The organism is Vibrio sp. V12_P9A6T4, from assembly GCF_963874835.1.
Taxonomy (GTDB): domain Bacteria; phylum Pseudomonadota; class Gammaproteobacteria; order Enterobacterales; family Vibrionaceae; genus Vibrio; species Vibrio anguillarum.
Window position 1 is genome coordinate 1 of the sequence record NZ_CAWNJO010000030.1, and the last position, 18796, is coordinate 18796.

Here is an 18796-nt window from a genome sequence, read left to right on the forward strand (position 1 = left end):
TCCTGAGTCATGGTAAGCATTGAGCGTGATGGTGCCGTGAGAAGGTTTACCATTTGCGACACGCTCTTCCTCTGTTTCAATGCCGTGGTCAATCGCATTGCGCACTAAATGCATTAAAGGATCGCCAATTTTTTCAATCACTGATTTATCTAATTCGGTATCCGCACCGGTAATCGTAAGATGAATACTTTTGTTTAGCTCCTTCGCCATATCACGAACAACGCGTTGAAAACGGGCAAATGTCGCACCGATAGCCACCATTCTAAGCTGTAGTGCCGCGTCTCTGACTTCTTCGAGAAGGCCATTGAGCCGTGCAACAGATTCAATCATTACATTTTCGCCAATTAGCTCCGCCTGTAATGCACTGCCGGCACCTGCGGTGACCAATTCCCCGACTAAATTAATTAAGGTATCTAACTTTTCAGCATCCACTCGCAAGCTTTTTTGCTCTTTGGTTAGCGCCTCTCGGGCTTTACTTTGTTTATCGACCGCCGCATTGAGTACGGGTGCTAATTGAGCATCAGCCTGAGTGATAATTTCGCCTATGGGTATCGCGTCCGAACTCGCTTCTCGCCGCTCATTTTGTTGCTGCAATGCACGCTTCAATTCAGTCTCAGTGAGCGCGCCACAACGAACTAATATTTCGCCAATTCTATAATTTTCATCGGGCATTGATTGAATGTGATCAATGAAGTCACCCACTTTGGCACTGGGTGGAAAGATGCGAACGTCACCTTCTTCACGAATGAATTCAAACACGTCTTCGATTTGTTGTTTAGATGCCGGCGAATAGAAACGCAGTTCAAAACCCAAATAACAACATTCCGGATCAAAGTTGTGCCAATCAGGTAATTTTCGGTCGACAGCCTCGATATAAATAACCTCTCCCAGCGTAGTTAAATAAGAAAGAAAAGAGAGCGGATCCATACCATCTTGGAATGCATGAAGCGGGAAAGTTAAAGAGATATGCCAGCAGAAATTGTCGAGTGCGGTGTGATCAGGTTCAGATTCCGTGGTTGGTGAATGACTTTCTGGTTCAGATTGACCTAAAAACTCAGACAATCGGGCTCCTAAGCGCTGTCCGGTAACGTCATCTTCTGATGACTCTTGCCCCGCTTGAGCATCATCAATCAAGCTCACCATGTGATCGCGGCACTCAAGCAACAAGGAAATATGCTTTTCATGCAACTTAAGTTGTTCTGAGCGCAATAAATCAAGCAAGCTTTCTACTTTATGAGTAAAACGAACGATCTCATTTAAGTTAAATATCCCTGCTGAGCCTTTTACAGTATGCGCTGCTCGGAAAATTGCGTTTAATCGCTCATTTAAGCCATCAAGATTCCCGCTATCCAGTTCAAGAAGGTCAGATTCCATCCCTTCAAGCAACTCCCTACTCTCATTAAAATAAGTTTGGAGCGCCGCAGCCATCATTTCGTCCATAGTATCTCCCTGGGGCTTCGTCATTAGCTTGTCACTTTGTCTTATTGTGAACTCGAAAGAACGATAGGGTCATGAAACCATCCCACTAGCCCCAGTTTACCCAGCACATCCACCACGACTTCACTGTGATGAATCAGTTCACATCCCTGTTCTATTCTTGCTTTTTTAAATGCCATCAATACTTGTACGCAACTGCTGTCCAGAGCAGTGACTTGGGAAAGTTCAATGGCGATCTTCTCGCTATGAGACACAAAAGGGGTCAGCTGCTCAAACAAATTTCGAGCCTCATAAATCGTCAGTTCACCGTCAAGTTTTAACATTAATTGCTCATCGGTTTGGTGTGGAGTCAGCATAATCCCCCCTTAGGCTTGGATCAGTTTTGCTACGGCAGCAAGCATCTGTTCAGGTGCAAAGGGTTTTACAACCCAAGCTTTCGCACCCGCAGCACGACCCTGTTCTTTCTTCGATGCCTCAGATTCAGTTGTAAGCATAATCACTGGCGTAAATTTTGTGTCTGGCCTTTGCTTCAGCTCTTTAAGTAAGGTAATGCCATCCATATTCGGCATATTTACGTCGCTGATGACCAAATGAACACGATTCCCGGCCAATTTGGATAATGCATCTTTACCATCATGAGCTTCGATCGTCTGATAGCCGGCTCCTTTTAAGGTCATACTCACAACCTGCCGAATTGAAGCCGAATCATCTACAACAAGTACCGTTTTGTTCATCACAGAGTTCCTCATTTATTCATTTACGGTTCTCAAAAGAAAGTAATGTCCGTGCTAGTCACCTTGCTTTTCACCTCAGTAACCTTGCCTTTGTGGCTTTCATGTTGTTCTATCATGGTGTAATTCTTGGTCATTTTTTCCAGCCATTTTTGCGGGGATAATTCGCCTGCGATCGCATGATTGCTGTCTTGTTTGAGCAGCTCTAATGAGTCACTGAGTTCTTTGAGATTGGTGCTGATTTGCTCTAATATTTGGCTTACTCGGTCTTGAAATTGCAATTTCACAATCACACTACTGATTGTTTCCTTCACCGAAAATGCATCTTCTTTTAACCGCTCAGACTGTTGCTGTAAGGTTTGTGCCATATCTTGGAAGTGGTTAATGACATAATCGATACGCTGCTCGGTTTGTTCCATTTGTTCACTCTCAGCCGCAATAGCCATTTCAGCCGTCTTAAATGTAGTATTAATCGCATCACTGACAACGTTCACTTTCTCCGTCATGCTGCTAGCGATCTCCCTTGAACGCTGTGAGAGGTTTCGCACTTCATCGGCCACCACTGCAAAACCTCGACCGGCCTCTCCCGCTCTGGCTGACTCAATGGCAGCATTAAGTGCTAATAAGTTGGTTTTTTCAGCAATGCCCACCACATCGGTTGCCATTTTTTTTAAATCGACTGTGTATTGATCAAGGCTGCGCATTTCATCAAGCATATGCTCTCTTGTCTTTTGGCTTTCTCTAAGCTCATCAACCGCTTTAGAAAGCATCGCTCGACAACGCTCAATTTCGCTCATTAAATTACGATCATCTTTTAAGGTTGAGCCTTGCGAGAAGGAAAGTGCTTGTGAAAGCTGCGTGACAAGATCACCAAATTGCTGGCTCAGTTGAGTAACAGAATCGGTAAGTTGCACATTGGCTAAATCAATATGACGAGACCACACTGGCAGAGATTGAGCAAAGAGAGGCTCTAAAGAATGATATCCATCCAGTTGGATCTCTTGTGTTTGAGAAAGGTGTTCAATCGTCTTTTTTTGAGCTTTGACTTGGGAAATGAAGGATTCGTAATTCCAAATTGCATAGCTAACACTAGCAAAAGTAACAAATAATAGAGCCCAAACACCAAAATGTGTTGGCTGCGGCATAAGAGCAACTATCGACAATAGCACTAAGGGCACGTAAACACGTACCAGCCTAATGAGGAGCATGATTTATTATCCTTTAGCCATAAAACACTGACGAAAGCTATGACGTTATGTAAGAAGTTGTTATGCAACGCCTAGAGCTCATAACTAAAGATAGGAAAGCTTGGAGGAATCTGCAATGTAGTCGGTAGATGTAATTTTACTTTTGTTGTGTTAGGTAATTTTAAACAGTCCACTCTTATCAGTCAGAGTAACGATTGACTTTCGTTAAGTTCGGCTGAGTAACGTCATTGGGCCCTCTCCTCTGTTCTCATAACATGACGCACTGATCGGATCACATGGGCTTCATTTAATTTAGCTATCTTTCCTAGAAATACATCACTAGAATCCATCGCTTTTCTGATCCTCCGCACATCGGTTAATCACGAAAACACAACATTGAACGAATTTAATCACCTAAACTTAAGCATCACATACTGTAATGAAATCAAATTCATGAATAATACCAAGCGAAACAACAGCCAACTCACCGCACTGCTCTACCTCTTAGCTGCGCTGCTATTTGCCACCTATGGCGGACGAATCTGTCCGATGTTGTCCAGTTTAAGCGCATTAGAAATCACCACTCATGTCACGATTAGTGTATTTTGTGCATGGGTAATGCGTCGATATGTCTTTATTCACCATCATTGGGCAAAAACAGAACAGTATGCGAAGTTCGATAGTGTTTTGTTTTTTCTTGTCAGTATTCCACTCGCTCTTTATTACAATCAGCACTATCAATTCACCATCGATAGCAACGTAAAAGTCCTGTTTGGTTTAACACTGTTTGGTTTCTTTACCGGAAGCTTATTACAACTCATCGCTAAACGAGCCCAATATCGCCAGCACGCAGTACAATTGAATCGTCAACAACTCCAAGGTGAAAGGCATTCGATTGTTAAGCAGATGATCGGGTTAATGATGCTGATGATCATCACTCTGACAGCCACACTCACGATGGTCGCGGTGAAAGATCTTTTTTGGCTTGAACATAACCCTGCCAGTTTAATCAATGGGCATGGCAAGATAAGTATTATTAAAGAGTTTATTTATGTTTCTTTGGTTTTGGGCGGTTATGTAATCGCTATCCTCTGGCAGTGGGGAAAGCTGATGAGGCAAATATTGCACGCTCAAGAGAATTCGCTATGCCAAGTGACTCAAGGTGATATAGCACAACGCTTACCGATTTTTGAAAATAACGAGTTAGGCTCTGTGGCTTGGTTGACCAATCAAATGTTGGATAGCCTACAAAACTCACAGGATGAAGTGAAAACCACGCGTGATGTCGCCATCGTCAGCCTAGCCGCTTTAGCTGAATCTCGCGATAATGAAACTGGCGCTCATATTTTACGTACTCAAGAATATGTCAAAGTACTCGCGCAATATCTAAGCCAAAAACCGAAATATCAGCCTTTATTAACACCCACTTACATTGATTTACTCTACAAATCAGCCCCATTACACGACGTTGGCAAAGTCGGTATCCCTGATGCCGTCCTACTGAAACCCGGCAAGCTCACCGATGATGAGTTCACTATTATGAAGGGGCACCCTGAGATCGGCGCACAAGCGCTGTCGATTGCCGAGCAGCACCTTGGCACAAGTTCCTTTTTAGCAATCGCGAAAGAAATCGCCCTCACTCACCATGAAAAATGGGATGGTTCGGGCTATCCAAAACAACTCAAAGGGGAAGAGATTCCACTCTCAGGCCGTTTAATGGCACTGGCTGATGTATATGATGCGCTCATCTCAAAGCGCGTTTACAAACCCGCGTTTTCTCATGATGAAGCAAAAACCATCATTCTACAGGGCGAAGCGACACATTTTGACCCACAAGTCGTAGAGGCTTTTTTGAGCGTTGAACAACAATTTGTCGCCATTGCCGCTCGCCATCAGGATAAACATTAATCTCTTATTACAGTAACTCCTCCGCTCAATGGCAAAATATCGTATTTGATGATGAATTTTGCCGTTGAGCTGACTACTTCTCAAAGTAAAACCTATTTAATCTCCCCGCCTGAAAACGGTGGATGATAGAGTTTTTTTAAAAAAATCGCCTTTTTGTTCATGATTCTTAGCCAACACAAATTATTTTCAGTTTTTCTGTTTTGTGTGTTGTAACGGATATTTCATAAAGGTATAAATACCTTAATTTTATGTTTCTAAAATCCCTTCTAACACTTTACATGGATGATGATTATGTTTGAAAAAGTTGTCGCAGCTCCGGCTGACCCTATTCTTGGTTTAACCGAAGAGTTTAAAAAAGATCCTCGCACTGAAAAAATTAACCTCGGTGTTGGTATCTACAAAAATGAAGCAGGTGAAACACCTGTTCTTGCGACAGTAAAGAAAGCGGAAGCGGCGTTGCTTGAGTCTGAAAAGACCAAATCTTATCTCACCATTGAAGGTACTGCTGAATATGGGCTCGCGGTACAAAAACTGCTGTTTGGCGATGAATCTGAGATTGTGACGCAAAAGCTCGCAAAAACGGCGCAAGCGCCGGGTGGTACTGGTGCACTGCGTGTAGCTGGTGAATTTATTAAGCGTCAAATCGGCGACGTGAAAGTGTGGATCAGCAACCCAACATGGGCAAACCATCACGGTGTTTTTAATGCGGCTGGTTTAGAAACCACGCAGTATTCGTACTACAATGCCGAAACGAAAGATAAAGATTTCGCAGCGATGCTTACCGATCTTGAGCAAGCTCAAGCGGGTGATATTGTTCTTCTACACGGGTGCTGCCACAACCCAACTGGCATTGATCCAACCGATAAAGAGTGGGAAACGTTAGCAAAATTAGTCGCTGATAAAGGGCTTCTTCCTCTGTTTGACTTTGCTTATCAAGGTTTTGCGAAAGGTGTTGAAGAAGACGCACAGGGCCTACGTACTTTTGCGAAATACAATAAAGAGATCTTAGTAGCGAGCTCATTCTCTAAAAACTTCGGTTTGTACAATGAGCGCGTGGGTGCGTTTACCATCGTTGCTGGCTCAACAGATGTCGCTGAAACAGCTTTCTCACAAATCAAAGCGATCATTCGTTCCATTTATTCAAATCCACCAGCGCACGGTGCTGCGGTCGTTACTTATATCCTCAACAACGCCGAACTACGCGCAGAATGGGAAAACGAAGTGACGGAAATGCGTGAACGTATTCAAGAGATGCGTGAGCTGTTTGTTACCACCCTAAAAGCAGAAGGTGTGAAGGCTGATTTTAGCTTTATTGAACGTCAAAATGGCATGTTCTCTTTTTCTGGTTTGAACAAGGAACAAGTTGCTCGTCTGAAAGATGAATTGGCAATTTACATCGTCGGTTCCGGCCGTATCAGTGTGGCAGGCATGACGAAATCGAATATGGGCCCACTGTGCAAAGGTATTGCAGCGGTTCTATAATCGATAATGATAAGAAATAGACAACAATAGCCGCCACTTGTCGGCTATTTTTTTATCTTCAATTCACTGAAATGACACTTGATTCACCTCAAAGCGCGTACACTTTCCCCTCTTGCCTGCAAAGCACGTTCTTTTCATGTACTATAACTCTCTGAATCCTATGTCCAATGCCACCGATGTAACCGGATCCCTTTGACCAGTTACATCGTTTAGCTGGCTCACGACGTCAGAATCCCACAATATGAACTCCGAAACACAAGGAAGCCTCCATGGAAGCAGAATTAATTGAAATCAAGAACTTCCTTGCTCAGTATCCACCGTTCAATGAACTACCTGAAGAAACACTGATCGAAGTGACGCAGAGCGTAGAAATCTCCTATTTTCGACAAGGTACACCCATCATTCATTTTGGTGATCATATCCAGGACTTGTATTTGATCCGCAGCGGCGTCGTCGAGGTGTACCGTCGCAAAGGCGAATTATACAACCGCCTAACCGAAGGCGGTTTATTTGGTCAAATGGGGCTATTGACCAATAACCGTGTTCGTTTTCCGGTCACAGCGATTGAAGATACGCTGGTTTATTGTATTCCAGAGGCAAGGTTTCAGGATTTATATGACAACTATGATTCCTTTGCTGATTTCGTTGAAGTGCAAGATAACGCGCGCCTTCGCCAAGCCGTACTGAATAAAACAGAGCAGAATGATCTCACCACCTCGAAAGTGCGAACCTTACTCAGCCGAGAAGCCCCTTTCGTTTACAAAACAGAAACCATTCAACATGCGGCGATCAAGATGGCGGAAGAGAGTATCTCTTCACTGCTGGTGATTGACCCTGATATTTTGCAAGAGAGTGACGACGATAACAGCCCGGTAATCGGCATCCTGACTGACCGAGATCTCTGCACGCGTGTATTAGCCGTTGGCATCGATCCTAATCACCTCGTCACGGAAGTGATGACAACGGAGGTTATCTCATTAGATCATAATGCTTATGTCTATGAGGCCATGCTGAAAATGCTTCGGTACAATGTTCATCATCTTCCTATACTCAAAGAAAAAAAGCCGATCGGTATCATTGAAGCGACCGACATTGTTCGCTACGAATCACAAAACTCATTGCTGCTCGTCAGTCGCATCTTCCAGCAACAAAGCGTTGAAGAGTTAGCCACACTGTCGCACCAAGTCAAAGACAGTTTTGTTCGTTTAGTCAATGAAGATGCAAACTCACATATGATCGGCACGGCGATGTCAGTGATTGGCCGTAGCTTTAAACAAAGAATCATTGAACTTGCTGAAGAATTACTAGGCTCACCGCCTATTCCATACTGCTTTTTAGCCTTGGGTTCTATGGGCCGTGACGAACAGTTAATTGTCACGGACCAAGATAACGCTTTAATTTTGGACGATAGCTATGAAGAAACACAACATGGTGCTTATTTCGAAGCGTTCGCCAAATTTGTCTGCGACAGCTTAGATCAATGCGGTTACAGCTACTGTACGGGGGACATTATGGCCAGCAACCCGATGTGGCGTATGACTCGTAAAGAATGGGAAGCCTGCTTTGCCGATTGGATAGATAACCCTAACCCTAAGGCGCTATTGAATGCATCCATCTTTTTTGACTTATACGGAGTGTGTGGCAGGACCAAATGGGCAGAACAACTGAATGGGTTTATTGTACGGCGAGCACGCAAAAATAATCGATTTCTTGCATGCCTTGCACGAAATGCACTGAACCGCACGCCACCATTGGGGTTTTTCAAAGACTTTGTGATGGAAAAAGATGGACGACACAATAACACCATCAATTTAAAACGTCGCGGCACGGCACCGTTAGCGGATTTAATCCGTGTGCATGCATTGGCTGTCGGTTCACGTTCTACCAACTCGTTTGAACGTTTAGATGACATCATTGAAGCCGGAATTCTACCCAAAGGACGGGCGCAAGATCTGCGTGATGCAATGGAGTTTATCGCTATGGTACGCATTCGCCACCAAGCGACTGACGTTGAACAAGAAATAGAGCCAGATAACAATATCGAGCCAGAAAACCTATCCGATTTTGAAAGACGCAACTTAAAAGATGCGTTTCAAATCCTAAGCAATGCGCAAAATTTCTTAAAATTCCGTTATCAAGCCAGCAATAACTTTAAGTGAGAGTGATGATTAAACAATGGTTTCAAAAACCGAGCATCGATTGGGTAGCAAAATATGCCAATAAGCAGTCGTTGGTTAACCATCCGTTACTCAAAGATTTTTATTCAAGGCCGATTGCTAAGGGTAGCACGCCAATCGATGAAATAGAGTTTGTCGCTTTAGATTTGGAAACAACGGGTTTAAGTGCGCAGCATGATGACATTATCACCATTGGCTTGGTGCCTTTTACCTTAAACCGTATCTATCTCAACCGCTCTAAACATTGGATAGTTCGGCCACGCCAAGCGTTAAAAGAGGATTCGGTGGTTATCCATGGCATCACACACAACGATATTTTAGATGCGCCAGATTTGGCAGAAGTGCAGGAGTCAATACTGAAGGCCTTATCTGGAAAAATTGTTGTAGTCCATTACCGTCATATTGAACGTAGCTTTCTCAATCAAGCATTAAAAGTGCGATTGGGTGAAGGCATTGAGTTCCCTGTGATCGATACTTTGCAATTGGAAACGGAAATTCAACAACGGTTACATGGAGGTTTATGGAACCAGTTAAAAGGGCAAAAACCACAATCAGTGCGTTTAGGGCAAGCGCGAGCGCGTTATGGGCTACCAGCGTACACCCCACACCACGCTTTAGTTGATGCTATTGCCACCGCGGAATTATTCCAAGCACAAATCGCTCATCATTTTGATCGGCAGCAAAGTGTCCGAACGTTGTGGCTATAACTTTTTGATTATCCTTTCAAGGGATTCTTTCAAGGTTTAGTACCGTGCTCGACACGAGCAAAAAAAGAGGAACCCATGTTAGGTTCCTCTTTTTAATCACATCTCGGCTTTTACGCTTAGAACTTACAGCTTAAAGCGACGAATTTCATTTTCTAACTGATGCGAAAGCTCAGAAAGTTGTGATGCTTGTGCGGCTGCTTCATGCGCTTCTTGTGCAAGATCGTTAGAAACATCGCGGATCCCTTCCGTATTACGAGTAATTTCCGACGTCACAGAAGCTTGCTCTTCAGCGGCCGAGGCAATTTGCGTCGCCATGTCACTGATGCGCTCAACTGAATTATGAATTTGCATCAAACTTGCTGCAGCGGCGTTCGCATCATCTACGCTGGTTCCAGCAAGCATACGGCTATCACCCATAATGCCAACCGCTTTACCCGTCGTTGATTGCAACGTTTCGATCATCTGCTGAATTTCTTTTGTCGAAGCATGTGTACGTTGACTAAGCACACGAACTTCATCGGCAACCACCGCAAAGCCACGACCTTGCTCACCAGCACGCGCCGCTTCAATCGCCGCATTCAATGCTAGCAGGTTAGTTTGCTCTGCTATGTTTTGAATAGTCGCCAGAATCGTATTGATGTGTTTACCGTGTGCTTCCAGCTCAAGGATAACATCAGTGGCCACTTGAACTTCTTGAGCCAGATTTTGAATCGAACCTTGTGTTTGTGAAACTTGATTCGAACCATGTACGCAAGCCGTTACCGCTTCGCCAGAGTTTTGAGCGGTATGATCTGCGTTACCGGCAATCTCTTGTGTAGCTGCGGCCATTTCATTGATGGCCGTAGCCACCATATTAATTTCATCTTGTTGTAAACGGATACGCGCACTACGCTCTTTGGCTTGAGCGGCCGTCTGTTTTGACTGTTCAGACAACGCAGCAGAAACAAAGCTGAGTTTAGAAACCATGGTGTGCATATTACCGACAAAGGTATTAAAGTTTTGTGCTAATTGCCCAACTTCATCATCACTTCTTGGTTCAAGACGTTGAGTTAAATCACCGTCTCCGGAAGCAATTTCCTCTAAGGCTTTGGATACTCGGCTAAGATCTCTAAACAAAAAGCTCACTAACCAAGAGACGATCACAATCACAGCGATAGTAATCACAAGTGCAGTCACAATTAGGTCAATGAGCAAGGATGTATGCGCTGCTTCTTCCGTTGCACGATCCATTTGGATAGCAAAGATCCAATCGGTTTGCGGCACTTTGGCGAAGTAAAATAGTTTATCAACACCTTGTAATGACGCGTCTTCAACGGTACCTGAAGCCACTGCTTGCTCTATCATGTTCATCGTCAACGTCTTCGACAATGACGACACTGGTTTTAATAAGAAATTTTTATCTGGATGCGCTAAAAAGGTTCCATCTTGCGCATCAATCAACATCGCGTAGGCATTTTTGCCCGCATCTAAACTGATGACATCTTGGATCAACTGATCGATTAACACATCGGCACCAACGACGCCGACAAATTGCCCATTGCGACGCACAGGATCTGCAATTGTCACCAACAGTGCATTGGTGATCGCGTCTTTATAAGCGGTGGTGATAATTTGTTTATTCGCTGAAACGGCATCTTTATACCAAGGACGTTGGCGAGGATCATAGTCAGCACGGTTACGCTCAGGGTGTGAACGATACATCTCACCTTGCGGTGTACCAAAGAAAATATCATCAAAGCCACCCGCTTTGCGAGCTTGCTGTAAGAAAGGAACGACATCATCTTGAGCGGTGTAGTCATTAAAAGCGGTTGAGATCTCTTTACGGACCACAATCCAGTCCGAAATGCCTTTCGCAGCGGCAGCTGACAAGCTTTCTGCCCGCGAATATACGCCATTTCGAGTTTGTTCAAAGAGTTGATCAGCGGCTAGCCAAGTCAACGCGCTCGCCATAACGACGACGGCAGAAAGACTGGCACCGATTAGCTTTTGCTTTAAGGTTAATTTCATTGGTTTGCAGAATGTTAGATACAGGAACGGAGGCGAATATTAACCAGATTTAACACAAGATGCACGAAATATATGTCGAATTCTGACACAAGATAACCATTTGCTTTTCTTAGTATTTTAGCAAAACACTCTAATGACGATCGTCAAAAAAACATCAAAAAAGGCGACTTTCGTCGCCTTTTCAAATCAATGTCGAAATTAACGTTTCAAGAGCTCGGTTCGCATTCCCAACAGTAGGCTGATACACATCAGCAGCAGCACGATAGTAAATGGCAGCGCCGTTGATATGGCGGCGGCTTGCAGCGCTTCAATAGCATTGGTGCCACCAATCCATAACAAGGCTACGGCAATAGCACCTTCCATCAACGCCCAGAAAATACGCTGTAAGACAGGGGCATCCACTTTGCCTCCAGCAGTAATACTATCAATGACCAGTGACCCTGAATCTGATGATGTGATAAAAAATACCAACACTAACACAACCGCAATCACTGAAAGTAACGTGCCATAAGGCAGTGCATCAAACATTTGGAACATCGCCAGTGGCACTTCGGTCAAACCATTCGCGCCTAATTGACCAACATTGTTGATGACTTGATCAATCGCCAAACCACCAAATACAGACATCCAGATCAACGTAACGGCAGTAGGTACTAATAATACGGCGGTGAGAAACTCGCGGATAGTACGACCTTTTGATACTCGCGCAATGAACATTCCAACAAATGGTGACCATGAAATCCACCAAGCCCAATAGAACACTGTCCAACCTTGGAACCAAGCCTCGTCAGTTCGACCGTGCGGGTTACTGAGTGGGATGATATTTTCAATATACGCCATTAATGTGGTTGGAATGGATGAAAAGGTTACGGTATAGCCAATCAGTGCAACTAAAATCAACAGCAAGAACGCAACGATCATATTGATGTTACTGATGACTTTGACACCACCATCAATACCACGCACCACGGAGACCACTGCTAATAAAGTAACGACGGTAATCACGACAATTTGTAAGCCCATTCCGGCATCAATGCCAAACACATGATGAATACCACTAGCCGCTTGTTGAGCCCCCAGCCCTAATGACGTTGCTAAGCCAAACAATGTTGCTAATACAGCCAGAATATCAATGATGTGCCCTGCCCAGCCCCAAGCGCGATCACCAAGCAACGGGTAAAAAATAGAGCGAATAGAAAGCGGAAGCCCTTTGTTGTAAGTAAAGAACGCCAGGGAAAGCGCTACCACACCGTAAATGGCCCAAGGGTGTAAACCCCAATGGTACATGGTTGCACCTAATGCTAGTTTAGCCGCTTCGGGTGTGTTGGCTGCAACGCCTAAGGGCGTCTCATACCAACCGGTAAAATACGCCACAGGTTCAGCGACACTCCAGAACATGAGACCAATACCCATCCCTGCGGCAAACAGCATAGAGAGCCAAGAAATAAAAGAGTAGTCTGCTGTCGCCTCTTGGCCACCTAAACGTATTTTACCAAAGGGAGAAACAATCAAGCCTAAGCAAAACAGCACAAAAAGATTACCCGACCAAATAAACAGCCAGTCAAAAGTGCCAATAATTTTCCATTTAACGCCATCAAGCACGCTCTTCGCAACCTCAGGATCAACGACTAAAGCGGCGACTAAAAATAGCGCAATAAATCCGGCGCTAAAGCCAAACACTGGGTTATGAACATCAAACCCCCACTTTTGCACGTTATCTTGCCCGACAGTGTAGTCAGTACTGTCGATACTGTACTTATCAATACCTTTTGTCATTTTACCTCTCTAGAAATCTAGACATGATTTTTCAGTTGAGATTAATAACCATGAGAACGAAACAATTTTAAGACAAAAACCAAAAATAACTTCGTACTCATAGCAATTTATTTTTTCAATATGCTGAATACCCTACCAAAATCACAGAAAAAATCCACTAAAAAGCAACATAAAATGCCATAGAAGGCAAGAAACAAGCTTTAATGGTTAAACTTCAACCAATTTAGGGTGAAAATCGAAAACAAAAACATTCGAGCACTAATCATTTTACATCTCAACTTATACACTCATCATCTTAGACCAAAACAAAAGAGGTCGAATGCTACTTTTCAAGTGAAAAGAACTGCGCTATGGTCCCCGCTTATTAATAACTTTCTTTTTGGGACAATGAGTTTGGAAAAACATGAAGAAGTTTTGATCTCAATTCGACAAATTATTCGCGCAATTGATCTGCACTCTAAAAAACTGAATAGAGACGCTGGGCTTACTGGTCCCCAGCTTATTCTAATGCGTTCAATTCAAACCCTTGGTGAGGTGACTATCCGCACATTGTCGGATCATACGAACATGAGCCAGGCCACTGCCACCACCATTTTGGATAGATTAGAGCGCAACGGATACGTACAGCGAATTCGCAGCAATACCGATAAACGAAAAGTGCACGCCCATTTAACAGACGAAGGTAAGAAGCTGCTAGAAAAGGCACCGCAACCATTGCAAGAAAGCTTTGTCGAACAATTTAGGCAGCTTCAAGAGTGGGAGCAAAGCCTGTTGCTCTCATCAGTACAACGTTTATCTTCTATGATGAATGCCGAAAACATCGATGTCGCACCGATGCTCGAAATTGGCTCTATTACCAAAGAAGAGTAGCTTTGATTGCATTTTAAAATTTGATCGTAAAAAAGCCTCGGGGCTACCGAGGCTAATTCATTCACAACGAACAGCAGATTAAATGGCTTTATAGATAACTTTGTTGCCTGCTAACTGCTCTTTCACTACCAGATTTTCTTCTACTAGTTTCTTGAGTGCGCCAGTGGCCCAAGCGGCAGCTTTCGCATCTTCTTGACCAGCACTTAAGCCGATCGATTTAGGATTCATACCTTCTGCGTGGTTAGCGACGATATCTAAAACCTGTTGCTGTTTTGGCGTTAACGCAACATCCACTTTTTTAGAGTTCGCCGCAGCTTTCTCCACAACTACTTTTGTTGCAGCGGTTTTTGCTACGGTCGATTGCGCTGTTACAGGCTTTGCTGATTGAGAGGCGATCAAGTTTGCAACAGTCGCTTTAATACGCTTTTGCAATTTTGCCTGCACCTTACGCTTATGAGCAAGTCTCATCGAATATTTCTCCATTTCACTGCGTTTCAAGCAGTGGTGAAAATTTGAAGCGCGTTTTATATCAAAAATCGTCCTCGATTTGTAGGGCATAGCACAGATTGAGGGGCAAAAACGCATTTTGATGCGGTAACTGACTACAATTTATACAGGTCGCAACAGCCAACAACGATGCTGTAGCTCGAAGGAGTTTCACTGGTTTATGCACACCCAACATTTGTCTAATACGCGCTTTTCTCTGCAATCACCTGTGGTTAAATGGGTCAATACGACTTGTATCATCGCTTCAATTTGCATTGTCATGTTCTCATCCAACATTATTCATGCGCTGCTGTTAGTAAGTGCACTGGCAGTGACTCTAATCACCTTCTATCTTTTGATTTTGAAAGGAAAAGTTAGCTACACCCTAACCGCTACCCATTTTCAGCAGCATCTCTTTAAAGGAGGTTGGGTCGTAAAATGGAACAATATTAGCCGCATTGGGGTATGCAGTTATGAATATCATGGTTGGCACCAACCTTTGCCTTGGATTGGGATCAAACTGAAGGATTATTCACCTTACCTTGAGAGTGTGTGTCCCAGAATCGCTAGTGAGATCTTGCTCAGCCAGCGCGCGCTGCTCTACTTAGGAGCAAAACAACAGCGCAAAGAGACTCAATTTGAAGATTTGGTACTCGACAACGCACCTTACACTGCGACAAACGGTAATTACTATCATGGTCTTATGGCAATGTTAGCCAATCGGATGCGCTATCAACGGCAATTTTTTGATTATGATATTTTTATCTCAGCGCACGATCTGGATCGTGACGCCGAGGCGTTTGTAGGGCTGATTCGGCGCTACCTCGCGGCGGCCGAACCAGACTAAGACATGATTTAATGGGCGCAGAAGGAACACTCTGAGCCTAATCAAGATCAATACAGAGGCATTTCATCTGCGACATAAGGGTTATTGGCACGTTCACGGCCAAAAGTCGATTGCGGACCATGGCCGGGCACAAACGTCACATCGTTGCCAAGTGGCCATAGCTTAGTTTTGATCGAGTGAATCAGGGTATTGAAATCACCTTGCGGGAAATCCGTACGGCCGATACTACCGTTAAACAATACATCACCAACAAACGCCAATTTCGCTTGCTGGCTAAACAGCACCACGTGACCGGGCGTGTGGCCGGGCGTGTGCAATACTTGTAGAGTTTGAAGGCCAAACTTCACTTCATCACCGTCATTAAGCCATTGGGTAGGTTCAAAGGCTTCCGTCAGTGGAAAACCAAACATTTTGCTTTGACCTTCGAGGCCTTGTAGCCAGAAGTTGTCCGCTTTATGTGGTCCAATAATATCGACGCCGCCCAATTGCTGCGCCAGCGGTTCGGTTCCACCGACATGATCTAAATGACCATGAGTAAGAACCAAACTGACCACTTTTACCCCGAGTTCATTGATCAACATCACGAGCTGTTTCACATCACCGCCAGGGTCAACCACGATCCCTTCCATGGTGTCATCACACCAAACGATAGAGCAGTTTTGAGAGAAGGAAGTCACGGGCACCACTTGATACTTTAACGACATACTAAAACCTTGTTCGAATTCGCAATTGGCCGAACTATGACATTGACACTTTCATTTGACAAGTCACGAACAGCCTTATGACCAATGACGTACAGGCCCAGTATCAATGTGCACAAAATCACTGCTAGGATAATAACCAACACCGCCAGCGCCCAATTCGATCGCCGCTTCGCGTACTTGACTCAACTGAACACCATCTAACCGAAAATCAATTGCTTGGCCTAGCATATGGAAACTTTTCTTAGCAACCCCAGAGGAGTGAGTGCGCAACATTTCATTGGTGGCAGGAGATCGATAACCAGAGATGATTTGTACTTCCGCTTGAGTGCCAAGTAGAGATTGAATTTTCGATATTTGGTCAAATAGATTTTTGTCCATTGGATGGACTTCGTTGCGGCGGAAATCACGGCAAATATGGTTGAGCCGATCAAGCTCAGATCGAACATAACGAACACCGTTGAAATAACAGGTTTCAAGTGTTTCACCGGTATGTAAATTATTCATCGCGAGTATGCGAGAGGTTTCAGGGTACGATGCCAATACTATTTGGGGGGCACACGCCGCTACAACTACACCACTACCAGCCAATTTTATAAAGTGACGACGAGAAACTAACAAGGTTTGATACCTTCACAACTGAATTTATTTTCAACAAGCCCGGACACTACCGGACTCCATTGTGAAGATCAAATGCATAAATTGTGCTCGAAATGCTCAAGAGAGAGCCACAGCATCGTTACTCTTTGAACATAAAAGAGATCTTTATTAAGTCATTTTTTGGTAAATTGAGAGACGCATCCCTGCTTACTTAGGTGACCACTGTTTTATCGGTATCCATTCACCCATTACTGGTACTGAATGCATCATAACGATAGATATCATCTCGGTAGTGCAGTTCCCCACCTTCATACCAAACAGTTTGGTAGATGATGTGTACGGGGATGCGCTGCTTTAATGGGATCGTGCCATTCGCAGGCCCTTCTTTACCCATTAATTTATCACCATTAATACCTTGGGTTTCTAATATCATCGAAGCAAACTTATCGGCATTTTGTACTCGAATGCAACCCGAACTAAAGGCTCGCGACGTATTATTGAATAGGTATTTACTCGGCGTATCATGTAGGTAAATCGCTCTGCGATTGGGCGTATTAAATTTATACAGACCTAATGCATTATCTTGCCCGGCTTGCTGACGCATTCGGTAGGGAAAAGAGGCCGGATTCACCGCAGACCAGTTGATGTTGCTTGGGTCAATTTGATCGTTCGAACGCCAGCTCGAAACAATATCAATGTTGTGTTGACGCAAATAGTTTTGATCTTTTTTTACCATCGGCAGAATATCTTCAACCATGATTTTGTATGGCACATTCCACGTCGGGTTTAGGATCAAAGAATCTAATTTGGTGCTCATAAGTGGCGTTTTGCGTGAAACTCGGCCCACCACCACTTTAGACTGAAAGACTTCTTTACCTAAATACCAGTAGCGCATATCAAAACTGGGAACGTTGACTACGATCTGTGTCTCTTTTGATTCTGGCCACAAACGAGTTCGCTCTGCATTTAATGCCAACATAGACAGGCGTGCCTGCAAAGACAAATTTAACCACTTTAAGGTCTCGGGGCCAATCATGCCGTCAGCTTTTAAACCGTGCATCGCTTGAAACTCTTTCACAGGTTTGACCAAGCTGTTGTCATACCAAGTTACGTCGTCACGCACTGTGCTAACATCGATATTAACTAATGATAAGCGGGCAATAAGCACACTACGTTGTGAGAGCTTATCGCCAGGTTTTTTTAACCCTTTTTGGCTGTACAACGAGAGCGCTGCATTTTCAGTACTGAGCAAAAAATCATAGGCGTGTAGCAGTTGATCATAAGCCGCATTGCTCGGCGCATAACCATTGAGCAGATCGCCGATACTGTTAACTTCTACCGCAACATGAAGGGCGAACAAGGCTTCTTGGCTTGGTGGAGCAATGGCAGAGTTGAGCTTACGTTCAAAGAACCAAGCCATACCGACTTTGGGAGCTTGCTCGGCGTAACTCAAATACAAAAGTAAAGTATCGGTCGCCAGCAGATCGTATTCGTTGAACGCTTGCTGATTCCGATATGCTTTCATTTGCGCTAACTGGCGTGAAAATAAAGGGCTAAACCCCGCTCGGCGAATCACTTCCAATTGATGTTCAAATTGACGAACAATCTGCTTATCTTGCCAAATGCGCCGATTCTCATTCTCTTGGTAAATTCGTTCGACTAAATGCGGATATTGGATAAAAGATTGCAACGAGGCATTCTCTTGCGAGACAGCAAAAGGCTGTACTTTCTCGGCAGAGTAAAGAGAAAAGCTACTAAAAATCAATAATAAAGCAAATAGGATGCTTTTACTCATTCCGATCTATCCAACAACGCTGATTCACGTTTCAGTATGGCAAAAGAAACGGCTATCTGCTAAACGTTGTTGTCGATATCAACAA

General features: G+C 44.0%; 16 protein-coding genes. 6 read left to right on the forward strand and 10 right to left on the reverse strand.

Annotated elements, in window-relative coordinates; translation table 11 throughout:
• The 4 genes from AACQ42_RS01415 to AACQ42_RS01430 all read right to left on the reverse strand — a co-directional run.
• The coding region (locus tag AACQ42_RS01415; protein WP_254918556.1) for a chemotaxis protein CheA at nt 1-1440 on the reverse strand (1440 nt) is incomplete at its 3' end.
• Nucleotides 1441-1481: 41 nt separating this feature from the next.
• Nucleotides 1482-1793 (reverse strand): STAS domain-containing protein, encoded by a 312-nt coding sequence (locus tag AACQ42_RS01420; RefSeq protein ID WP_013856760.1) that lies wholly within the window; start codon nt 1791-1793, stop codon nt 1482-1484.
• A 9-nt stretch (nt 1794-1802) separates the two neighbouring features.
• The gene (locus AACQ42_RS01425; protein WP_013856759.1) at nt 1803-2186 is read right to left on the reverse strand and encodes a response regulator; all 384 of its coding nucleotides are present in this window, start codon (nt 2184-2186) and stop codon (nt 1803-1805) included.
• Between the two features lie 17 nt (nt 2187-2203).
• The gene (locus AACQ42_RS01430; protein ID WP_088732503.1) at nt 2204-3376 is read right to left on the reverse strand and encodes a methyl-accepting chemotaxis protein; all 1173 of its coding nucleotides are present in this window, start codon (nt 3374-3376) and stop codon (nt 2204-2206) included.
• Nucleotides 3377-3808: 432 nt separating this feature from the next.
• Here AACQ42_RS01430 and AACQ42_RS01435 point away from each other — a divergent pair, with 432 nt between their 5' ends.
• The 4 genes from AACQ42_RS01435 (at nt 3809) to AACQ42_RS01450 (ending at nt 9629) form a co-directional block, all read left to right on the forward strand.
• A complete protein-coding gene (locus AACQ42_RS01435) occupies nt 3809-5263 on the forward strand; it encodes an HD domain-containing phosphohydrolase (protein ID WP_094164989.1) in 1455 nt (484 codons plus the stop codon).
• Nucleotides 5264-5554: 291 nt separating this feature from the next.
• The gene (locus tag AACQ42_RS01440; protein ID WP_088717991.1) at nt 5555-6745 is read left to right on the forward strand and encodes an amino acid aminotransferase; all 1191 of its coding nucleotides are present in this window, start codon (nt 5555-5557) and stop codon (nt 6743-6745) included.
• 269 nt (nt 6746-7014) lie between these two features.
• Nucleotides 7015-8904, forward strand: coding sequence for a DUF294 nucleotidyltransferase-like domain-containing protein (locus AACQ42_RS01445; RefSeq protein WP_094164991.1), 1890 nt, complete (start codon nt 7015-7017; stop codon nt 8902-8904).
• Between the two features lie 5 nt (nt 8905-8909).
• Complete coding sequence (locus AACQ42_RS01450; protein WP_069571721.1) at nt 8910-9629, forward strand: 3'-5' exonuclease; 720 nt, start codon at nt 8910-8912, stop codon at nt 9627-9629.
• Nucleotides 9630-9752: 123 nt separating this feature from the next.
• Here the strand turns inward: AACQ42_RS01450 and AACQ42_RS01455 are convergent, their stop codons facing one another.
• Both AACQ42_RS01455 and AACQ42_RS01460 read right to left on the reverse strand, forming a co-directional pair.
• On the reverse strand, nt 9753-11636 hold the full coding sequence (locus AACQ42_RS01455; RefSeq protein WP_017043629.1) for a methyl-accepting chemotaxis protein: 1884 nt from the start codon (nt 11634-11636) through the stop codon (nt 9753-9755).
• Between the two features lie 198 nt (nt 11637-11834).
• On the reverse strand, nt 11835-13412 hold the full coding sequence (locus AACQ42_RS01460; RefSeq protein ID WP_094164993.1) for a BCCT family transporter: 1578 nt from the start codon (nt 13410-13412) through the stop codon (nt 11835-11837).
• Nucleotides 13413-13805: 393 nt separating this feature from the next.
• On the opposite strand from AACQ42_RS01460, the gene AACQ42_RS01465 reads away from it, so the two are divergent.
• A complete protein-coding gene (locus AACQ42_RS01465; protein WP_010320725.1) occupies nt 13806-14282 on the forward strand; it encodes a MarR family winged helix-turn-helix transcriptional regulator in 477 nt (158 codons plus the stop codon).
• A 78-nt stretch (nt 14283-14360) separates the two neighbouring features.
• On the opposite strand, the gene AACQ42_RS01470 is transcribed toward AACQ42_RS01465, so the two are convergent.
• Nucleotides 14361-14750 (reverse strand): hypothetical protein, encoded by a 390-nt coding sequence (locus tag AACQ42_RS01470; RefSeq protein WP_026027541.1) that lies wholly within the window; start codon nt 14748-14750, stop codon nt 14361-14363.
• Nucleotides 14751-14949: 199 nt separating this feature from the next.
• Between AACQ42_RS01470 and AACQ42_RS01475 the strand changes: the two genes are divergently transcribed.
• Nucleotides 14950-15615 (forward strand): DUF2982 domain-containing protein, encoded by a 666-nt coding sequence (locus AACQ42_RS01475; RefSeq protein ID WP_094164995.1) that lies wholly within the window; start codon nt 14950-14952, stop codon nt 15613-15615.
• 47 nt (nt 15616-15662) lie between these two features.
• On the opposite strand, the gene AACQ42_RS01480 is transcribed toward AACQ42_RS01475, so the two are convergent.
• The 3 genes from AACQ42_RS01480 to AACQ42_RS01490 form a co-directional block, all read right to left on the reverse strand.
• Nucleotides 15663-16319, reverse strand: a complete 657-nt coding sequence (locus tag AACQ42_RS01480) for an MBL fold metallo-hydrolase (RefSeq protein WP_013856747.1) — start codon at nt 16317-16319, stop codon at nt 15663-15665.
• Between the two features lie 75 nt (nt 16320-16394).
• Nucleotides 16395-16937 carry a YcbK family protein gene (locus AACQ42_RS01485; protein WP_017044782.1) on the reverse strand — a complete coding sequence of 181 codons (543 nt, stop codon included), beginning with the start codon at nt 16935-16937 and terminating at the stop codon, nt 16395-16397.
• Nucleotides 16938-17157: 220 nt separating this feature from the next.
• Complete coding sequence (locus AACQ42_RS01490) at nt 17158-18711, reverse strand: L,D-transpeptidase family protein (RefSeq protein ID WP_094164997.1); 1554 nt, start codon at nt 18709-18711, stop codon at nt 17158-17160.
• Between the last annotated feature and the right edge of the window lie 85 nt (nt 18712-18796).

Coding starts and splice junctions, on each gene's coding strand:
- AACQ42_RS01420 (WP_013856760.1), bottom strand. CDS start 1,793: ATGCTGACTCCACACCAAACCGATGAGCAATTAATGTTAAAACTTGAC.
- AACQ42_RS01425 (WP_013856759.1), bottom strand. CDS start 2,186: ATGAGGAACTCTGTGATGAACAAAACGGTACTTGTTGTAGATGATTCG.
- AACQ42_RS01430 (WP_088732503.1), bottom strand. CDS start 3,376: ATGCTCCTCATTAGGCTGGTACGTGTTTACGTGCCCTTAGTGCTATTG.
- AACQ42_RS01435 (WP_094164989.1), top strand. CDS start 3,809: ATGAATAATACCAAGCGAAACAACAGCCAACTCACCGCACTGCTCTAC.
- AACQ42_RS01440 (WP_088717991.1), top strand. CDS start 5,555: ATGTTTGAAAAAGTTGTCGCAGCTCCGGCTGACCCTATTCTTGGTTTA.
- AACQ42_RS01445 (WP_094164991.1), top strand. CDS start 7,015: ATGGAAGCAGAATTAATTGAAATCAAGAACTTCCTTGCTCAGTATCCA.
- AACQ42_RS01450 (WP_069571721.1), top strand. CDS start 8,910: ATGATTAAACAATGGTTTCAAAAACCGAGCATCGATTGGGTAGCAAAA.
- AACQ42_RS01455 (WP_017043629.1), bottom strand. CDS start 11,636: ATGAAATTAACCTTAAAGCAAAAGCTAATCGGTGCCAGTCTTTCTGCC.
- AACQ42_RS01460 (WP_094164993.1), bottom strand. CDS start 13,412: ATGACAAAAGGTATTGATAAGTACAGTATCGACAGTACTGACTACACT.
- AACQ42_RS01470 (WP_026027541.1), bottom strand. CDS start 14,750: ATGAGACTTGCTCATAAGCGTAAGGTGCAGGCAAAATTGCAAAAGCGT.
- AACQ42_RS01475 (WP_094164995.1), top strand. CDS start 14,950: ATGCACACCCAACATTTGTCTAATACGCGCTTTTCTCTGCAATCACCT.
- AACQ42_RS01480 (WP_013856747.1), bottom strand. CDS start 16,319: ATGTCGTTAAAGTATCAAGTGGTGCCCGTGACTTCCTTCTCTCAAAAC.
- AACQ42_RS01490 (WP_094164997.1), bottom strand. CDS start 18,711: ATGAGTAAAAGCATCCTATTTGCTTTATTATTGATTTTTAGTAGCTTT.